Raw genomic sequence first — 15999 nt, 5'->3', positions numbered from 1 at the left:
GCGGTAGGGGTGTGTGGGAATAGGGGAATAGGGGAATAGGGGAATAGGGGAATAGGGGAATAGTTCATGAGCGGCATTCACTACCTACTCCCCTACTCCCCTACTCCCCTATTGCCTTAAAGCTTGTCGATTACCGACTGCACACCTTCGGTCGGTGCGTCGACCGATGATCCGGCGACCATGATGGCGGCGACGATCGCTTCCGGATCGTCGACCACCAGCGGCCTGACCCGCTGCGCGGTGTGGATGAAGCCTTCGGCCATCATATGGTCGAGCAGCGCCAGCATCGGATCCCAGAATCCCCCAACGTTGCCGAAGACGATCGGCTTGCGATGATGGCCGAGCTGGCCCCAAGTCATGATCTCGATGATTTCCTCGACCGTGCCGATGCCGCCCGGCAGCGCCACAAAGGCGTCGGATTTCTCGAACATCGTATGCTTGCGCTCGTGCATGTTGTCGGTGATCACGAGCTCGTCGAGCCGGTTAAGCGCGGTTTCGGTGGCCTCCCTGTTGATCAGGAAGCGCGGAATGATGCCCGTCACCTTGCCGCCAGCCCGCAACGCGCCTTCGGCAACGGCTCCCATGATGCCCCTGGTGCCGCCGCCATAGATCAGACGCAGGCCGGACTTGGCGATCGAACGCCCAAGCAGGTGTCCGGCCTTGGCATAGGTTTCATCGCGGCCTGGAGACGAGCCGCAATAGACGCAGATAGATCGAATCGTGTTCATGAGATGATTGGTGATTGGGTCTTTATTCGCGGTCAAGCCCGGGCGGGCTTTTTCTTGCTGGCCCCTTTTTCTTGTCAGTCCCCTTTTTCTTGTCGGTTTGGGCAAAACAGGCTAGACCGGCATTAGGTGGCTAAGGGCAGGGAAATATGACGATTAATCCATTGAAGGCGCTTTTGTTCGCCGTCGGCGGCTCCGTCGCCGCGGCGGGGACCGCCTATGTATCGGGCGCGCTCGACCCGTATCTCAATCGCGCGCCACCGGCGGAAGTGGCATCACTGACGCCGCCGGTGAAGAAGCCGGCCGAGCCGGGGACCGATGGACCGCCTCCGCCCGCGCCGGCCTCAGATGCGATGGCACCGGCAGCGCCGGCCGCGGCCGATGCGATCGCGCCGACCTTCGATATCGTTCGGGTCGAAATCAAGGGCTCTATCGTCGTCGCCGGCAATGCCGCACCCAACGCCAAGGTCGAGATTCTCAACGGTTCGACGGTTCTCGGCTCGACGGTCGCCGGTGCCGATGGCGCTTTTGCCATCGTTCTCGACGATCCGCTGAAACCCGGCGATTACACGATCGCGCTGCGTTCGATGACCGGCAATGTCGTGACCCCCTCTGCGCAGACAGCCGTCGTCTCGATTCCCCAGAGTCCTGCTGGCCAGGTGCTGGCGATGATCGAGGAGCCGGGCAAGCCCTCCGAATTGCTCACCGTTCCTACACCCGGGAAGAAGCCTGAAGGCCCTGCCGGCGACAAGGCGGCCGCTCCGGCTGCCGGGGACCCCGCTGCCGCAGCACCAGCCCCAGGCGCACCGGCTGCCACGGCGCCGGCCACTGTCGAAGCCGTCCCCGCGCCGGCTCCGGACGTGCCGGTCGCACCGGCAACACCAGCTGCAGGGCCAAAGATCATCGTCGAAGCGATCGAGATCGACGGCAACAAGATCTTCGTCGCCGGGCTCGCCGATCCGGGCCGCAAGGTGCGCGCCTATGCCAACGACATCTTGCTCGGCGACGCGAAAACTTCGCCCGACGGCCACTTCCTGGTCGAGGCGACGCGCAACATTCCGGTCGGCACCTACACCATCCATGTCGACGCACTCGATGCCGACGGGGTCAAGGTGGTCGCCCGTGCCGCCGTGCCGTTCGAGCGCGAGCCGGGCGAGTCGGTCGCCGCCGTGGCGCCCGCCGAGCAGAAGCCTGCCACGCCGCCCGCCGCCGCGGACACGACCGCGCCTGCTCCACCTGCCACATCGGCTGAAATTCCCGAGACCGCGGCACCGAAGCTCGAACACGCCGACGGCGCCGTCATCATCCGCCGCCACGACACGCTGTGGCAGATCTCGCGGCGCGTCTATGGCCAAGGCGTGCGCTACTCGACCATCTACCTCGCAAATCAGGATCAGATCAGGAATCCAGACCGCATCTGGCCGGGGCAGGTGTTCAAGGTCCCGGAAAAATCGCAGGAAGGCGAAGCCGCCAACCTCAAGGCGATGGGCGACCAGATGACGACCGCCCCTGCCAAGTCCAACTAGAGGTCCCGCAGAAATCTTTTTTCTTCGTTAGGCTCTCTTGCGGAAAGTTCGTTCATCGTCTATCGCCGATAGACGATGAACGCTCCCTTGACCGAGAAGACCTGTGGCTTCGCCGACAGCCAGTCCGTCGCCGCGAAGCTCGCCGCGCTTTCGCATCCGGCCCGGATCGAGATCCTCCGGCATCTGTCGGCCAGCCGCTCCTGCTGCTGCCGCGAGGTCGTCGACCATCTCGACCTGGCGCAGTCCACCGTTTCGCAGCACCTGAAGATATTGGTCGACGCCGGGCTGGTCCGCTACGAGCCGGACCGGCAACGCTCGCGCTATGAAGTCGACAGCGATGCGCTCGCCGATGTTTCCGCATCGCTGGCCGCGCTCGTTAATTCGTGCTGCTCCGGCCGCTAGGTCATGATCCCGAATCGAAGGACCGCGTCAGCGAAAAGTGGAAGCCGGTTTTCGGAAAAGATGACGGTCAAGTAGTAAGATATAAGAAAAAGGCGATAAAAATGGCCGAAAAAACCGTTTCCGCTGAGTCCGGTTCGACCGTCAAGACATTGCGCAATCTTTGGCCCTACATGTGGCCGGCCGACCGGGCCGACCTCCGGGCGCGGGTGGTGTGGGCGACCGTGCTTCTGGTGGTCGCCAAGCTGACACTGGTTGCCGGCCCCTATTTCTTCAAATGGGCGACCGATGCGCTAGCCGGGGATGCCAAGTCGGTGCCGCCGCTGCCGGCTTTCCTGCTGGCGCCGGTCATGCTGGTCATCGCATACAATGTCGTGCGGCTGGTGCAGCTCGGTTTCAACCAGCTGCGCGACGCGCTGTTTGCCCGCGTCGGACAATATGCGGTGCGCCAGCTCGCCTTCCGCACTTTCATCCACATGCATCAACTGTCGCTGCGCTTCCATCTCGAGCGCCGCACCGGCGGCCTGTCGCGCATCATCGAGCGCGGCACCAAGGGCATCGAGACGATCGTCCGCTTCACCGTGCTCAACACCTTGCCGACCATCCTCGAATTCGCGCTGACGGCCGCCATCTTCGCCGTCACCTATGGCTGGAAATACGTGGCTGTGGTGGCGGTGACGGTCTGGCTCTACATCTGGTTCACCATCAGGGCGAGCGACTGGCGCATCGTCATTCGCCGCGACATGAACGACAGCGACACCGACGCCAGCACCAAGGCGATCGATTCGCTGCTCAATTTCGAGACGGTCAAATATTTCAACAACGAGAGCATGGAAGCCGAGCGCTTCGACCGTTCGATGGCGCGCTACGAGACCGCCGCCACCAGGATATGGACCTCGCTCGGCTGGCTGAACTTCGGCCAGGGCGTCATCTTCGGTCTCGGCACGGTTATCGTGATGTGCCTTTCGGCGCTGGAGGTGCAGGCTGGTACGCAGACGGTTGGCGACTTCGTCTTCATCAACGCCATGCTAATCCAGCTTTCGGTGCCACTCAACTTCATCGGCTTCATCTATCGCGAAATCCGCCAGGGCCTGACCGACATCGAGCAGATGTTCGATCTGCTCGATGTGCCGCAGGAGATCGTCGACAGGCCGGGTGCCAGGCCGCTGGTCGTCGGCGCCGGCAAGGTCGAGTTCCGCGACGTGCAGTTTTCCTACGATCCCAACCGCAAGATCCTGAAAGGCATCAGCTTCGAAGTGCCGGCCGGCAAGACGGTGGCCATTGTCGGGCCGTCGGGCGCCGGCAAGTCGACCATTTCGCGGCTCCTGTTCCGCTTTTACGACATCCAGGGCGGCAAGATACTGATCGACGGCCAGGACATTCGCGACGTGACGCAGGAGAGCCTGCGCGCGGCGATCGGCATGGTGCCGCAGGACACCGTGCTGTTCAACGACACCATCGCCTACAACATCCGCTACGGCCGCGTCGATGCCAGCGAGGAGGATGTGCACAAGGCGGCAGAACTCGCTCAGATCGGGCCATTCATCGAGCGGCTGCCCGACGGCTACCGTTCGATGGTCGGAGAGCGCGGGCTGAAACTGTCGGGCGGTGAGAAGCAGCGCGTGGCGATCGCCCGCACCATTTTGAAGGCGCCGCCGATCCTGATGCTCGACGAGGCGACCTCGGCTCTCGACAGCCATACCGAACAGGAGATCCAGGCGGCGCTCGACCTCGTCAGTAAGGGCCGCACGACCATCGTCATCGCCCACCGGCTGTCGACGGTGATTTCGGCCGACGAGATCATCGTGCTGCAGGACGGCCAGATCGCCGAGCGTGGCACGCATGCCGCCTTGATGCGCAAGGCCGGTCTGTACGCGTCGATGTGGGACCGCCAGCGTGAGGCAACCGAGGCCGAGGAGCGGCTGCGCATTGCTCGCGAGCGCGACGAGTTCGGCGTCGTCGTCCGCCGCCGCCCCTCGGAAGTGAGCTGAAAATTCGTGCTTGACCTCAACTTAAGTTGAGATCGTAGACCGTTTTGGATCGCGGCGAGATGCGTCGTTCAAAAACGGAGACAATCGATATGAGTAAGATAAATCAGGCAGTTAATGGCAGCAGTGTGTTCAGGGTGGACAAGTTTGTCGTTCCGGCCAACGCCCGCGAGGAGATCCTTGCCAAGGTCCGGATGACGCATGAGCTGTTGCGCCAGCAGCAAGGGTTCGTCCAGGATTTCCTGCTCGAGCAATTCTCGGGGCCAGGCGAGTTCAACCTTGTGACGATTGTCGAATGGCAAAGCCAGGCGGCCGTCGACAAGGTTGTACCGATCGTTAAGGCCGCGCATGAGCGCATTGCCTTCAATCCAAAAGAGACGATCGCCCGGCTCGGCGTCAAGGCCGACATCGCCAACTATCAGCGGATTCCCGGCGTGTAGGCTCTCTACGGCCAGCCGGCACCCGGTGCCGGAGCCTCGATGCTGAGCACCTGGCCGGTGCGGGCCTCGCTGATCATGTATTCGAAGCCGCGCCATTCGGCGGCGACGATGAACAGCATCTTGCCTTCAGCGCCGCCAAGCATGCAGGCAAAGCAGCCGCGATCGGCATCGACACTCTCGAGCATTGCGCCGCCTTCGCGCACGCGCACGCAGTGCCGGTTGGGCACGTCGGCATACCAGATCGCGCCTTCGGCATCGAGACAGATGCCGTCGGGAAAGCCGTTGCCGAGGTCGGCCCATCGCCGCCGGTTGGCGAGGCTGCCATCGGCGGCGATGTCGAAGGCGGTCAGCCTGTTGGCGTGGGATTCAGCGACGATCAACGTTTTGTTGTCAGGCGTCACCGCCATCCCGTTAGCGAAGGCGATCTTGTCCGCTACCTGCCGCACCGACCCGTCCGGCGCAATCAGCACGATGGTGCCGGGGCCGAAATGCTGGCCGGGAGCCGGCGCCGGCCCACCGCCATTGACGTAGATGTTGCCGCGCCCGTCGACGACGATCTCATTCCAAGGGCTCGTTGAAAAACCCCGCAGATCGGCGTGGGTGGCCAGCGTACCGTCTGCTTCTTGCCGCAGCACCAGCCCCTCACGTCCGCAGACGGCGACCAGGCGACCGTCCGGCAGCCAGTCGATCGAATAGGGCAGGGTGGCCGGCACGGTGAGCATGTGACCTCACTGTTGCCGTCGGCATCGACGGCGATGATCTGGCCGGTTCCCCAGTTGCAGAACCAAAGCCTGCCATCATGCCAGCGCGGCGACTCGCCGAACGCCAGGCCGTTCATCACGACATTTGCTTCTTTGGCTGCTAATTTCTGCGACAGCATTGCGGGCTCCCAGGTTTCGTGCCGTAGGCGCCCCACTCGGCCGATATAAAGCGCCTCTCACCAAGGACGGGCGTGGATGCCGCGCGCCGACAACTGCGACGGTTTTTTCGCAAAGGCCGGATCGGTTCCAATATGCGTGAACCGGTACGTGCCCAACGCAACCGCCGCCGAACCGGCTTTCGCTCATTGTTGCGGCCACAGGGTGTTTCCGCTATTGAGGCCGGACCTGAAACTAGGCTGTTTCCATTCCATGGACCTCGTCGACACGATCAAGAAAACGTTCGTTCCGATCCATCGCGAGGGCTATCCGTTTATCGCCGCCTTTGCAGCGGTGACGCTTTTCCTCGGCTATTTCTCTTCGATCCTGTTTTGGGTCTGCCTGATCCTGACCGCCTGGTGCGTCTATTTCTTCCGCGATCCCGAGCGCGTCACGCCTGTCGATGACCGGCTGGTGGTGAGCCCGGCCGACGGCATCATCACGGCGGTCGGTCCGGCCGTGCCGCCGCGCGAACTTGGCCTCGGCGGCGGCGAGATGACCCGCATCTCGGTGTTCATGGACGTCTTTTCCTGCCACGTGAACCGGGCGCCGGTGCGCGGCCGCATCACAAGAATCGAGCATCGGCCGGGCCAGTTCCTCAACGCCGCACTCGACAAGGCGAGCGCCGACAACGAGCGCAACGGGCTGGTCATCGACAGCCCCAACGGCACGGTGGCCGCGGTGCAGATCGCCGGCCTGGTGGCGCGGCGCATCGTCTGCTGGGCCGAGACCGGCGGCACGATCGGCATCGGCGAGCGCTTTGGGCTGATCCGCTTCGGCTCACGCGTCGACGTATTCCTGCCGTCGGCCGCAACGCCGCGTGTCGCCGTCGGCCAGACTGCGGTCGGTGGTGAAACCATACTGGCCGAATTCGGCGGCATTGCCGCAACGCCGCTCGTGCGGGTGTCCTGAGCCGTGGGCGCACCGTTCAAGAAATTCGAGGCGCATGGCAGCGGCGGTCCGCGCATCCATGAAATCCCGATGCGCATGGTGCTGCCCAATCTCGTCACCGTGCTCGCCATCTGCGCCGGCCTGTCCGGCATCCGCTTCGGCTTCGAAGGCCGTTTCGAGCCGGCAGTGGTGATGGTGCTGCTCGCCGCCTTCCTCGACGGCATTGATGGCCGCCTGGCGCGGATGCTGAAGGCGACGTCCAAATTCGGCGCGCAGATGGATTCACTGGCCGACATCGTCAATTTCGGCGTAGCACCCGCGCTGGTACTCTATGCCTTCCTGCTCGACCAGGCCGGCTCGCCTGGCTGGATTGCCGCGCTCCTGTTCACCATCGCCTGCGGGCTGAGACTCGCTCGCTTCAACGTGCTCGACGAAGAAACAGATCGCCCGCAGTGGCAAACTGAGTATTTCGTCGGCGTGCCGGCGCCGGCGGGTGCAGTGCTGGTGATGCTGCCGCTTTATCTGTACTTCCTGCGGCTTGGCGTGGAGCCGTCCCGCCCTGCCGCCTTCGTCGCCGCCGGCTTCACCGTTCTGGTCGCCTTCCTGCTGGTCAGCCGGCTGCCGGTCTATTCCGGCAAGAGCCTGAAAGTTCCGGGCGACAAGGTGCTGCCGATCATCCTCGGCGTCGTCCTCTATATCTTGCTTTTGATGACCTACCCCTGGTACACGCTGACAGCGTCGGTCGCCGGCTATCTGCTGTTCCTGCCGTTCAGCGTGCGCGCCTATTCCAGGCGCGCCAAGCGCGAGGGCGAGAAGGTGCCGCCTTCAGACATCGGCTGACAGGCCTGTCGCCAATTCGCTCCGACGGTCACCTCGAGCATTTGCAGCCAAGTGGAATCACTTGGCGTCGCAGAAACGCAGCTAAAACAAATAGATAGAGCGGGATGCCCAGTTCAATTCGGACGCATCCCGCTCTAGCGGGAACCTGCCGGGCATCTTGACCGTTTTGTCTCAACGGGCGAGGCGAGCGACCTCGGCAAGCGCCTTGCTACCTCTCAAGTTGCTGTGCCAGGCGCAGGAGCTGAAGAAGAGGGAGGAGAAATGGCTGTCGTTCTCATTGGTGCGTTGCTTATTGTCGCTGGCGTTGTGTACATGGCTGGCGCAGTCCTATGGCGCGGGCGGCTGAGCGATCCGGCACCTGTTCGCGCGACGCCGGATCGCTCGACGCCAAATCTCGCAACGCCGGGCCCGACACTTGAGCCGCGGCGGCGCGGACTCGGTTTCCTTGGCCTGTCGCAGAACTGGCCGGGCCTGCTGATGATGGCGGTCGGGTTCATCCTGCTGTTGTCAGTGGTGGTCCTCTAAGCGCTAAGCTGCTGCGCTGAGCCCCAGCCGGTCAATCGCCAACTTACGGGTCGAGACATAGTCGGTCTTGCCTGAACCCAGCACCGGGATTTCCTCCACCTTGACGATGTCGTTCGGCACCATCAAATCGGCGGCACCGGCTTGTCTGCCGAATTTGCGCAATTCATCGGGGTCGGCGTCATCAGCGGTGGTGACCAGCACGATGCGCTCGCCGCGGCGCCTGTCCGGCACCGCCACCACAGCGTGGTGCTCTTCCGGCCATAGCGACTGCACCAGCATCTCGACTGCGCCCAGCGACACCATCTCGCCGGCGATCTTGGCGAAGCGCTTGGCCCGGCCGCGAATGGTGATGAAGCCTTCGCGGTCGACCGAAACGATGTCGCCGCTATCGTGCCAGCCGTCGAACGGTTGCAATTCGCCGGGCCTATCTGATGTCATGTAGCCCATCATCAAATTCGGCCCGTCGAGCCACAACCGTCCGGCGCCGCTAATGCCCTCGACCGGCTCGAGCTTCATGCGCATGGCCGGCAACAGCCGCCCGACCGTGCCGTCGCGGCCGTGGATGGCGGTATTGACGGCAACGACTGGTGACGCCTCGGTCAGCCCGAAACCCTCAATGATCTCGGCCTGAAAACGCTCTCGGTAGACGCGGCGTGTCTCCGGTTTCACCGCCTCGGCGCCGGCGACGATGAAGCGCAGGCTGGAAAAATCGCCGTCCTTGGCGGTGCGCGCATAGTTGGCGAGGAACGTGTCGGTGCCGAACATGACGGTCGGCCTTGCCTTGCGTGCGACCTCGGGGATCAGCTTGTAGTGGAGCGGCGAGGGATAGAGAAATAGTTTCACTCCGGTGACCAGCGGCAGGATGGTGCCGCCGGTGAGCCCGAACGAGTGGAACACCGGCAGCACGTTGAGCAGGATATCGGCCGGTGAGACGGTGATGCGGGCTTCGGCCTGCATGGCGTTGACGAGAAGGTTCCTGTGCGACAGCACCACCGCCTTGGGCGTGCCTTCCGAGCCTGAAGTGAACAGGATCACCGCTGGCTTGGCGGCATTCTGCGGCCGCAGCGGCCAGCGCCACAGCAAGGCGGCAGCAAGCTTGTCCAGTACGGTTACGCTGGCCCGCACATCCTCCAGCCACAACAGCTTGGCGCCGCCTTCTTCTACCGCCGCGACGATGTCAGCGAGGCCGGCCTTGTCGACAAAGGCGCGCGACGAGACCACGGTGCGGATCTCCGCCGTGCGCACGGCGGCGGTCACGCTGGCCGGGCCTGCGGTGTAGTTGATCATCGCCGCCACCCGGCTCGCCGACAACAGGCCAATGAGCGACAGCACGACGCCATTGGCGTTGGGCAGCAGTAGTCCAACCGCTTCGCCCGGCGCCGTCACCGCCTCGAAGCGGCGGCCCAGCACCCGCGCGCCGATGAACAGCTTTCTGTAGTTCAGCGTGCCGCTGACCACGTCTTCGACGATAGGATGCGAGGCTCCGACACGGTCGGCGGCGTCGCGTATGGCGAGGAACAGGCCGCGGTTAAGATCGCTGCCGAAAAGCCGGGCTTCGGCGACACGGTCGAACAGCGCATTGGTGTTCGAGGACTGATCAGGATTTCGTGCCACCAGCTCGGCGATGGTCATTGGCTCCAGCACGCTGATCGACAGAAGGGGAAACCAGCGCCGCGGCGCCTTGTCTGCCGGCATCAGGGATACCGGCAGAGTGCGCGCGCCGGCGACGAAGATCGGCACGATGCGGGCGTCGGCCTGCATGGCGATGCGGGTGACGGCGCGAAACAGGCGAAATGTCTTGATATCAGGCTCGACCGCGTCCGGCAGATAGACGGCAAGGCGGCCCTTGCCCTTCAGCACCCGCACCAGCCGGCGGCTGACGAAGACATGCTCGGCGTTGAAAGCGATGGTGCGGCCAAGCTCGCGCCATGGTTCGAGCCAGGGCGATCGCGCCGACACCTCGTCGAGGATGTGCAGCGTGTCTTCCGGCAGCAGTGACAGCATCAGCGCCGGTTCGAGACGCGACTGGTGCGAAATGACGTAAATGACCGGGGCGGCTGTTCTGCGGGCGATCTTGATACGATCATCGACGACCCGGTAGGCGAGCTTGAACGGCACGTAGAGCAGCGTCTGGGTGAAGCGCAGGCCGAGGCGGAATTTTTCCACCACGGCGATCAGCAGCCAGGCCGCGACGAGGCCCGCAAGCAGCGCCAGTGTCAGGGTCATGCCGCGTCTCTCCCAACAGATTCTCACGTCGCGGCTCTTTCCTGGCCGCTTCAATGAGAACCTAGACGAAGTGGGCTCAACGTCAATGCTGCTCGACCAGGGCTGGCTGCAGGCCTGTTACGCTTCACCGTCGCTAATATGACTTGCGGGATGAGCGTGGAACTGAACGGCGCCCTTCAAGCCGCTTTCAACCTCCCGCTGATGAAACGGAATTCCTGTGTCTTGCCGCCATAGCCATAGGCGGCGGCCGGCACTTCGTGCACGAAGGCGTAGCTTTCTTCGTGCATCTCACCCAGCATGCGGCCAAAGGCGGCGAAGATCGCCTTGAGATAGGCTTCCAGTTCGAGCTTGGTGTTGGTGCCGTCGACCACCTTGATGTCGAGCCAGAAGGTCTTGGCGCCGTGCTCGGCCAGCGACTTGCCGCCGGCGAACCAATGCTGCGGGTCGAGATAGGATATGGCGACCGCGGTGATGGTCGGATCCTTGCGCAGATGCATTGCGGTCAGTTCGGTCACTTCCCTGGCGATGCTGGCGGACAGAGCGGCATCGGGCCTGCCCGTGACGCTGACATTGATGATCGGCATAATTTTTCTCCTCGGGTTACGCGGCATCTCTTCGCAGAAATCTTTGCCATCGCTCTTTCATTATAAAAATCAAATTGTTTTTGGCAGACACTTTGATATTATCGAATTATGCAAATGCTCGACCCCGATCTCCTCAAAACCTTTCTCGCCTTCGTCGATGGCGGCTCGCTGGCGCAGGCGGCGTCAATTGTCGGCCGCTCGGCGTCGGCGGTGACCACGCAGATGCAGCGGCTTGAGGATATTGTCGGCGAACCGCTTCTGGTGCCGCAGGGGCGGGGCCGCGTGCTGACGCCGGCCGGGGAGGATCTGGTCGGCCACGCACGGCGTATCCTGGCAGTGCATCGCGAGGCGTGGCTGGCCCTCAAGGGCGTGCGGGCCGATGGGCGCGTGGCCATCGGCACGACACAAGATTTCGCCGACAGCGGCCTGCCGGATTTGCTCAGGGCCTTCGCCGTGAGTCATCCACGCGTCAGGATCGAATTGCGCGTCGGCCGCTCCGCCGAATTGGCGCAGGCGCTGCAATCCGGCACCCTCGATCTGGCGATCGCCATGCGCCAGGCGCCGGCGCCGGACGAAGTCGGCGTGCTCCGCGAGCCGATGGTCTGGCTCTGTTCGCAAAAGGGGCTGGTCTCTCGCCAGGACGAGCTGCCGCTGGCGCTGCTCGATCCGCATTGCGGCTTTCGTGAAGCAGCGATCGCGGCACTCGACACGACCGGCCGCCGCTACCGCATCGCCGCCGGCAGTGCCAGCCTGGCAGGACTGCGCACAGCGGTGAATGCCGGCATTGCTCTGACGCTCCGGACGGCGCGCTTTGCCCATTCCGGCATCGTCGAGGCACCGCGCGACCTTGGCCTGCCGCCGGTTCCCATCGCCGAGTTCGCCATCCGGCTGCGCCAGGATGCCGAGCCCCCGGCACAGCATCTGGCTGCGCTGTTCAGCGGCAACCTTGCCTTGGCAGGCGCACCAAGCTGATTTCGCAAAAAGAAAAAGCCGACCTTGCGGTCGGCTCTAGGTTAGACGGGCCGAGGGGTTTGGGGGGACTTGGGGTGACCCGTCGAACCCAACAATGCTTGAACCCGATGATGGTTCCATGACTTTACAAATTTATTTCAGCGGCAGTTTTTCTCAGGCAGAGCGCTGCCTCGCCACGTGCCAGTCGCGCCCGGCATGGGCGAACACAGCGCAGAGCACGATGGCGCCGCCTATCATGCTGGCGGCCGGCGGGACTTCGGCCAGGAACAGGAAGGCGAACAGGATCGCGAACGGTACTTCAGCCGAGCCTAGCAGGCCGGATTCGGCTGCCGGGATGAGCCGTGCGCCCTCCGTCCACAGGATCGAGGCCAGCGCGAACGACATGCCGAACGCGGCGAGCAGCACTGCGTCTCTGGCCGAGACCGCCAATGGATCGGTGACGAACCAGCCGAGCACGAACAAAAGAAACGCCGATACCGCTCCGGCCCACACCACAGGCGTATCGCGGAAAGCGCGCACCATGATCATGTAGAGCGCGCTGCCGATTGTCATCAGCAGCGCCAGCCCGTCGCCAAACAGATGGCCGGTACCGAAGCCAGACCAGACCATGATCGCCACGCCGCTGAGCGACACGGCGGCGGCGGCAAGCGTCTGCAGGCGGAAGCGTTCACGGACCAGCACGAAGGCAAGCAGCGCGGTGACGAAGGGCGCGGTGGCGTAAATGATCGCGACATTGGCGACGAAGGTGAATTTGAACGCTGAGATGAAGGCGATGCTGGCCAGCGCGCCCTCGATCGCCAGCAGGCAGCCGCGCCAGCCGAGACGCAGACTTTCAGGCCTGCCCGAGCGGCGGCGGCGCCAAAGCACATAGAGGGTGATCAGGATCGAGCCGACGAAGCCGCGCCAGCAGGTGATAGTCAGCGGGTCGGCATGGATCGACTTGGTCAATACGCCGGTGAGGCCGAACACCGCCGCCGAGGCCGAAACCAGGATGATGCCAAGGGTGCGCTCGGCGGCGGTGTCAGGCATGGTTAGGGATCCCGTCATGTCACCAGACTATGCTGCCTTGTCCTGACACCATACTGTCAGCAGGGCTGGCGCATCCTACAGCCGCTTGCGAAAATGTTCCTTGCCGATGATCGGCAGGCCGGCCGCGACGATCAGGGTCAGGGCGTACGCTACACGGGCAGAACCCTGCGCGGCGCTGCGCCAGCGGCGAGCTTGCGTTGGGACAGGGCTGGCCCCGTGGTCGGCCGCTTTTCCGCTCACACGCTCCTGCGATACTGGACCTGGCGGCTGTCGGCACCGACGAAGCATCCTCCTCTGCCCCGCCAATCACAGCCCGCCAACGTACGTCGCCCGGTACCCCGGCCCTCCCGGCTACGAGGCTGTCGCCAGCTGCCTGGCCTCAGCCGAGGTACGGGTTCGGATGGATGGCGTCATCGCGTGGCGGCTCCAGGTCGCATGAAAGGCACCAGGTGTAATGACGCAGCAATGTCCGGACAGCTTGTCAGTCTGATACAAATGTCGTGAAATCGAGGCCGGTTCTATTCGAGTATCCTGACGAGCGATAAAGCCGACTGCCGAAAGGGTTGGAGATGGACGCGACCGGACTGAAGGCCATGCAGGCGCCGCTCAAGGAGGCCTATCGCGATGACGCGTCGCGCGCGCTGATCACGCTTCGGGCCAAGGGCTCGATCGACGACCAGTCGATCGCCTGCAAGGTCGAGACCGGCAGAGCGCTCGCCGTTGCCGGGCTGCATCCGGCAACCGGCGGTTCCGGGCTCGAACTGTGCTCGGGCGATATGCTGCTGGAGGCGCTGGTCGCTTGCGCCGGCGTAACGCTGAAGGCGGTGGCGACGGCGCTGGAGTTCAAGCTCGGCGCCGCAACGGTGGAGGCCGAAGGCGATCTCGATTTTCGCGGCACTTTAGGCGTGGCAAAAGATGCCCCGGTCGGCTTCCGCGCCATCCGGCTGAATTTCGGCCTCGACAGCGACGAGCCACAGGAGCGCATCGACGCGCTGCTCAAACTGACTGAACGGTATTGCGTGGTGTTTCAGACCATCAATACCAGGCCGGAACTGACGGTCAGCGCTCAGCGCTGAACGCGCGCCGGCTACTCACTTTCGCCCTCGTCGGCGAAGGGCGAGGCGCTCGGCACGCACTGCACCGACCAGCCGGCCGGCGTTGGCTGCTTCTGATATTCGGTGACGGCGGAGGTGCACTGTTCGCGGGTGTCGAACGTGCTGGGCAGCACCACCATGCCGCCTTGCGGGCCGGCAATCACCAGATACCAGACCAACGCTACGCTCGGAGCCGCCATGGGATTTCCTCGTTTGTTGTGGGAGTCGGGCGATCCTATCAACTCTGGGCAATCGACGAAAGCGCGGCCGGGCGCGGTGGTTCGCCACGGCATCACAGCCCGCGTGAATGTCCTACGTCTGTTGGAACGGCTCAGTTCACGGCAAAGCAGTAGAACAGGCCGTCGCCGCCGGTGCTCCTCAGCGCCTCCTGACTGCAGCCGCCGCGTGAGGCGTGCGAGGAATTCCACGATTTGGCGGCGGCCGAATCGTCGAGACCGGTGCGGTCGTGATGGCCCGTCATTGCAGCACCTTCTGCTCCGCTGAGCGTCCAGTCGCCACAGGTCTGGTCGGCGATTTTCGTGCCGTCGGGCTTGGAGCCGGTCAGCACGTCGTGCCGGTTGGGCTTGTCGCCGCGGCCGTTGACCATTTCGCCCTTTTCGTCGAGCGCCGTCTGCTTGGTGATGGCGTTGGCATCGCTATGCAGCGAAGCGACATCGTCGGCGATCTTGACGCCCTTGGCGTTGAACCATGGTCCCTTGCCGATGCGATCGCGCGCATCGGTGTCGCTGGTCGAGAGATAGGCGCGCCATGTTTTGCCGGTAACGCCGGCGGCTTCGGCCAGCGAACCGCAATGCGCGTCGGCGCCTGCGAGGCCGCCAAGGTTGGCGCCCTTGCCCGAGCCAACGCTGGTGACGAAGAAGCTCATCGTCGCATCCTGTGAGGATGCGACGCCGACGGCTGCCAGCGATGCAGCGGCGGTGACGAGAAGCAGTCTGCGCATAGTGGTCCTCCGTTTGGGAAAATTTGGCATTCCAATAACGTCGGTGGCGGCGCAACTCTTCCGTCAAAATGCGCGATGCGTCTACTCCGGCTGCCGGTAGGCAACAAAGCGGTTGTGCTTAGCCTGGAAGATCAGCCCGGTCTCCCTAAGCGCAGGGCTGGCCAGCGGTACGATGCGTCTGGCGATCTCCTGGGGATGCGGCAGCGTCTCCGGATCCTCGCCGGGCACCGCCTGCGCCCGCATGGCGGTACGGGTGGCGCCGGGGTCGGCGGCATTGACCCTGAGGGCCAAGTTTTCCGTCTCATGCGCCCAGGAACGCATCATCGTCTCAACCGCCGCCTTCGACGCCGCATAGGGCGCCCAGAAGGCCCGCGCCGAATGGGCGGCGTTGGAGGAAAGCACGATGGCGCGGCCGGCATCGGAGAGCCTGAGCAACGGATCGACCGAGCGGATCAGCCGCCATGTCGAGGTGACGTTAATGGTCATCACCTTCTCGAAGGTCTTGGCCTCGACATGGCCGATCGGCGAGATGACGCCGAGCACCGCCGCATTGGCGACCAGGATGTCGAGCTTGCCCCAGCGCTCATGGATGGCGCCGCCCAGCCGGTCGATGCCGGCCATGTCGGCGAGGTCGAGCGGCACAAGTGTGGCTTGTCCGCCCGCCGCCTTGATCTGGTCGTCGAGTTCTTCCAGCCCGCCGACGGTGCGGGCAACCGCGATGACATGCGCTCCGGCAGCGGCAAGTTCCAGGGCGATGAAGTAGCCGATGCCGCGCGAGGCACCGGTGACGACCGCGACGCGGCCGGAAAGGTCGAGGGCAGGGGTCACCGGGCAGCTCCGAAGGTTAGCGCTCTATGATGTCCGGCAGGACAGAGGGGCGCG

General features: G+C 64.0%; 18 protein-coding genes. 9 read left to right on the top strand and 9 right to left on the bottom strand.

What is annotated here, in order from left to right; translation table 11 throughout:
* Positions 1–116 precede the first annotated feature (116 nt).
* The gene (locus tag BQ8482_RS23600; RefSeq protein WP_123149788.1) at positions 117–728 is read right to left on the bottom strand and encodes an LOG family protein; all 612 of its coding nucleotides are present in this window, start codon (positions 726–728) and stop codon (positions 117–119) included.
* A gap of 146 nt (positions 729–874) precedes the next feature.
* On the opposite strand from BQ8482_RS23600, the gene BQ8482_RS23595 reads away from it, so the two are divergent.
* The 4 genes from BQ8482_RS23595 to BQ8482_RS23580 all read left to right on the top strand — a co-directional run bounded on the left by BQ8482_RS23595 (position 875) and on the right by BQ8482_RS23580 (position 5078).
* The gene (locus BQ8482_RS23595; protein ID WP_123149787.1) at positions 875–2251 is read left to right on the top strand and encodes a LysM peptidoglycan-binding domain-containing protein; all 1377 of its coding nucleotides are present in this window, start codon (positions 875–877) and stop codon (positions 2249–2251) included.
* Positions 2252–2326: 75 nt separating this feature from the next.
* Positions 2327–2653 carry an ArsR/SmtB family transcription factor gene (locus tag BQ8482_RS23590; protein ID WP_123149786.1) on the top strand — a complete coding sequence of 109 codons (327 nt, stop codon included), beginning with the start codon at positions 2327–2329 and terminating at the stop codon, positions 2651–2653.
* 101 nt (positions 2654–2754) lie between these two features.
* Positions 2755–4641 (top strand): ABCB family ABC transporter ATP-binding protein/permease, encoded by a 1887-nt coding sequence (locus BQ8482_RS23585; protein ID WP_123149895.1) that lies wholly within the window; start codon positions 2755–2757, stop codon positions 4639–4641.
* An 89-nt stretch (positions 4642–4730) separates the two neighbouring features.
* Positions 4731–5078: an antibiotic biosynthesis monooxygenase family protein gene (locus BQ8482_RS23580; protein ID WP_123149894.1), complete on the top strand. Its 348-nt coding sequence runs from the start codon at positions 4731–4733 to the stop codon at positions 5076–5078.
* A gap of 5 nt (positions 5079–5083) precedes the next feature.
* Here BQ8482_RS23580 and BQ8482_RS23575 read toward each other — a convergent pair whose 3' ends face one another.
* Positions 5084–5800: an SMP-30/gluconolactonase/LRE family protein gene (locus BQ8482_RS23575; RefSeq protein WP_244602944.1), complete on the bottom strand. Its 717-nt coding sequence runs from the start codon at positions 5798–5800 to the stop codon at positions 5084–5086.
* A 408-nt stretch (positions 5801–6208) separates the two neighbouring features.
* Between BQ8482_RS23575 and BQ8482_RS23570 the strand changes: the two genes are divergently transcribed.
* The 3 genes from BQ8482_RS23570 to BQ8482_RS23560 all read left to right on the top strand — a co-directional run bounded on the left by BQ8482_RS23570 (position 6209) and on the right by BQ8482_RS23560 (position 8251).
* Positions 6209–6907 (top strand): phosphatidylserine decarboxylase, encoded by a 699-nt coding sequence (locus BQ8482_RS23570; protein ID WP_123149893.1) that lies wholly within the window; start codon positions 6209–6211, stop codon positions 6905–6907.
* A 3-nt stretch (positions 6908–6910) separates the two neighbouring features.
* On the top strand, positions 6911–7726 hold the full coding sequence (gene pssA / locus BQ8482_RS23565) for a CDP-diacylglycerol--serine O-phosphatidyltransferase (RefSeq protein ID WP_123149785.1): 816 nt from the start codon (positions 6911–6913) through the stop codon (positions 7724–7726).
* A 261-nt stretch (positions 7727–7987) separates the two neighbouring features.
* Positions 7988–8251, top strand: coding sequence for a hypothetical protein (locus BQ8482_RS23560; RefSeq protein ID WP_123149784.1), 264 nt, complete (start codon positions 7988–7990; stop codon positions 8249–8251).
* Between the two features lie 3 nt (positions 8252–8254).
* Here the strand turns inward: BQ8482_RS23560 and BQ8482_RS23555 are convergent, their stop codons facing one another.
* Together BQ8482_RS23555 and BQ8482_RS23550 are read right to left on the bottom strand one after the other, a co-directional pair.
* Entirely contained in the window at positions 8255–10477 is a 2223-nt protein-coding gene (locus tag BQ8482_RS23555; RefSeq protein WP_123149783.1) for an AMP-binding protein, read from the bottom strand.
* 176 nt (positions 10478–10653) lie between these two features.
* Positions 10654–11061, bottom strand: coding sequence for a tautomerase family protein (locus BQ8482_RS23550; protein WP_123149782.1), 408 nt, complete (start codon positions 11059–11061; stop codon positions 10654–10656).
* Positions 11062–11169: 108 nt separating this feature from the next.
* Between BQ8482_RS23550 and BQ8482_RS23545 the strand changes: the two genes are divergently transcribed.
* The gene (locus BQ8482_RS23545) at positions 11170–12033 is read left to right on the top strand and encodes a LysR substrate-binding domain-containing protein (RefSeq protein ID WP_123149781.1); all 864 of its coding nucleotides are present in this window, start codon (positions 11170–11172) and stop codon (positions 12031–12033) included.
* Positions 12034–12186: 153 nt separating this feature from the next.
* Here BQ8482_RS23545 and BQ8482_RS23540 read toward each other — a convergent pair whose 3' ends face one another.
* Together BQ8482_RS23540 and BQ8482_RS38280 are read right to left on the bottom strand one after the other, a co-directional pair.
* A complete protein-coding gene (locus BQ8482_RS23540; RefSeq protein WP_165848684.1) occupies positions 12187–13062 on the bottom strand; it encodes a DMT family transporter in 876 nt (291 codons plus the stop codon).
* A 75-nt stretch (positions 13063–13137) separates the two neighbouring features.
* The gene (locus tag BQ8482_RS38280; protein WP_165848683.1) at positions 13138–13302 is read right to left on the bottom strand and encodes a hypothetical protein; all 165 of its coding nucleotides are present in this window, start codon (positions 13300–13302) and stop codon (positions 13138–13140) included.
* Between the two features lie 329 nt (positions 13303–13631).
* Here BQ8482_RS38280 and BQ8482_RS23530 point away from each other — a divergent pair, with 329 nt between their 5' ends.
* A complete protein-coding gene (locus tag BQ8482_RS23530) occupies positions 13632–14138 on the top strand; it encodes an OsmC family protein (protein ID WP_123149779.1) in 507 nt (168 codons plus the stop codon).
* Between the two features lie 11 nt (positions 14139–14149).
* On the opposite strand, the gene BQ8482_RS23525 is transcribed toward BQ8482_RS23530, so the two are convergent.
* From BQ8482_RS23525 to BQ8482_RS23515, 3 genes are all read right to left on the bottom strand, one after another.
* Positions 14150–14356, bottom strand: coding sequence for a hypothetical protein (locus tag BQ8482_RS23525; RefSeq protein ID WP_123149778.1), 207 nt, complete (start codon positions 14354–14356; stop codon positions 14150–14152).
* A gap of 131 nt (positions 14357–14487) precedes the next feature.
* Positions 14488–15117: a hypothetical protein gene (locus BQ8482_RS23520; RefSeq protein ID WP_123149777.1), complete on the bottom strand. Its 630-nt coding sequence runs from the start codon at positions 15115–15117 to the stop codon at positions 14488–14490.
* Positions 15118–15198: 81 nt separating this feature from the next.
* Positions 15199–15945, bottom strand: coding sequence for an SDR family NAD(P)-dependent oxidoreductase (locus BQ8482_RS23515; RefSeq protein ID WP_123149776.1), 747 nt, complete (start codon positions 15943–15945; stop codon positions 15199–15201).
* Between the last annotated feature and the right edge of the window lie 54 nt (positions 15946–15999).

The sequence above is a fragment of the Mesorhizobium delmotii genome, assembly GCF_900149755.1.
GTDB classification, from domain to species: Bacteria; Pseudomonadota; Alphaproteobacteria; order Rhizobiales; family Rhizobiaceae; genus Mesorhizobium; species Mesorhizobium delmotii.
Note: the sequence above shows the minus strand (reverse complement) of the source record. Positions and strands in the feature narration are given on the sequence as shown.

Excerpts from the sequence above, each read along its gene's own strand:
- BQ8482_RS23600 (WP_123149788.1), bottom strand. The coding sequence starts at position 728 with ATGAACACGATTCGATCTATCTGCGTCTATTGCGGCTCGTCTCCAGGC.
- BQ8482_RS23595 (WP_123149787.1), top strand. The coding sequence starts at position 875 with ATGACGATTAATCCATTGAAGGCGCTTTTGTTCGCCGTCGGCGGCTCC.
- BQ8482_RS23590 (WP_123149786.1), top strand. The coding sequence starts at position 2,327 with ATGAACGCTCCCTTGACCGAGAAGACCTGTGGCTTCGCCGACAGCCAG.
- BQ8482_RS23585 (WP_123149895.1), top strand. The coding sequence starts at position 2,755 with ATGGCCGAAAAAACCGTTTCCGCTGAGTCCGGTTCGACCGTCAAGACA.
- BQ8482_RS23580 (WP_123149894.1), top strand. The coding sequence starts at position 4,731 with ATGAGTAAGATAAATCAGGCAGTTAATGGCAGCAGTGTGTTCAGGGTG.
- BQ8482_RS23575 (WP_244602944.1), bottom strand. The coding sequence starts at position 5,800 with ATGCTCACCGTGCCGGCCACCCTGCCCTATTCGATCGACTGGCTGCCG.
- BQ8482_RS23570 (WP_123149893.1), top strand. The coding sequence starts at position 6,209 with ATGGACCTCGTCGACACGATCAAGAAAACGTTCGTTCCGATCCATCGC.
- BQ8482_RS23560 (WP_123149784.1), top strand. The coding sequence starts at position 7,988 with ATGGCTGTCGTTCTCATTGGTGCGTTGCTTATTGTCGCTGGCGTTGTG.
- BQ8482_RS23555 (WP_123149783.1), bottom strand. The coding sequence starts at position 10,477 with ATGACCCTGACACTGGCGCTGCTTGCGGGCCTCGTCGCGGCCTGGCTG.
- BQ8482_RS23550 (WP_123149782.1), bottom strand. The coding sequence starts at position 11,061 with ATGCCGATCATCAATGTCAGCGTCACGGGCAGGCCCGATGCCGCTCTG.
- BQ8482_RS23545 (WP_123149781.1), top strand. The coding sequence starts at position 11,170 with ATGCAAATGCTCGACCCCGATCTCCTCAAAACCTTTCTCGCCTTCGTC.
- BQ8482_RS23540 (WP_165848684.1), bottom strand. The coding sequence starts at position 13,062 with ATGCCTGACACCGCCGCCGAGCGCACCCTTGGCATCATCCTGGTTTCG.
- BQ8482_RS23530 (WP_123149779.1), top strand. The coding sequence starts at position 13,632 with ATGGACGCGACCGGACTGAAGGCCATGCAGGCGCCGCTCAAGGAGGCC.
- BQ8482_RS23525 (WP_123149778.1), bottom strand. The coding sequence starts at position 14,356 with ATGGCGGCTCCGAGCGTAGCGTTGGTCTGGTATCTGGTGATTGCCGGC.
- BQ8482_RS23520 (WP_123149777.1), bottom strand. The coding sequence starts at position 15,117 with ATGCGCAGACTGCTTCTCGTCACCGCCGCTGCATCGCTGGCAGCCGTC.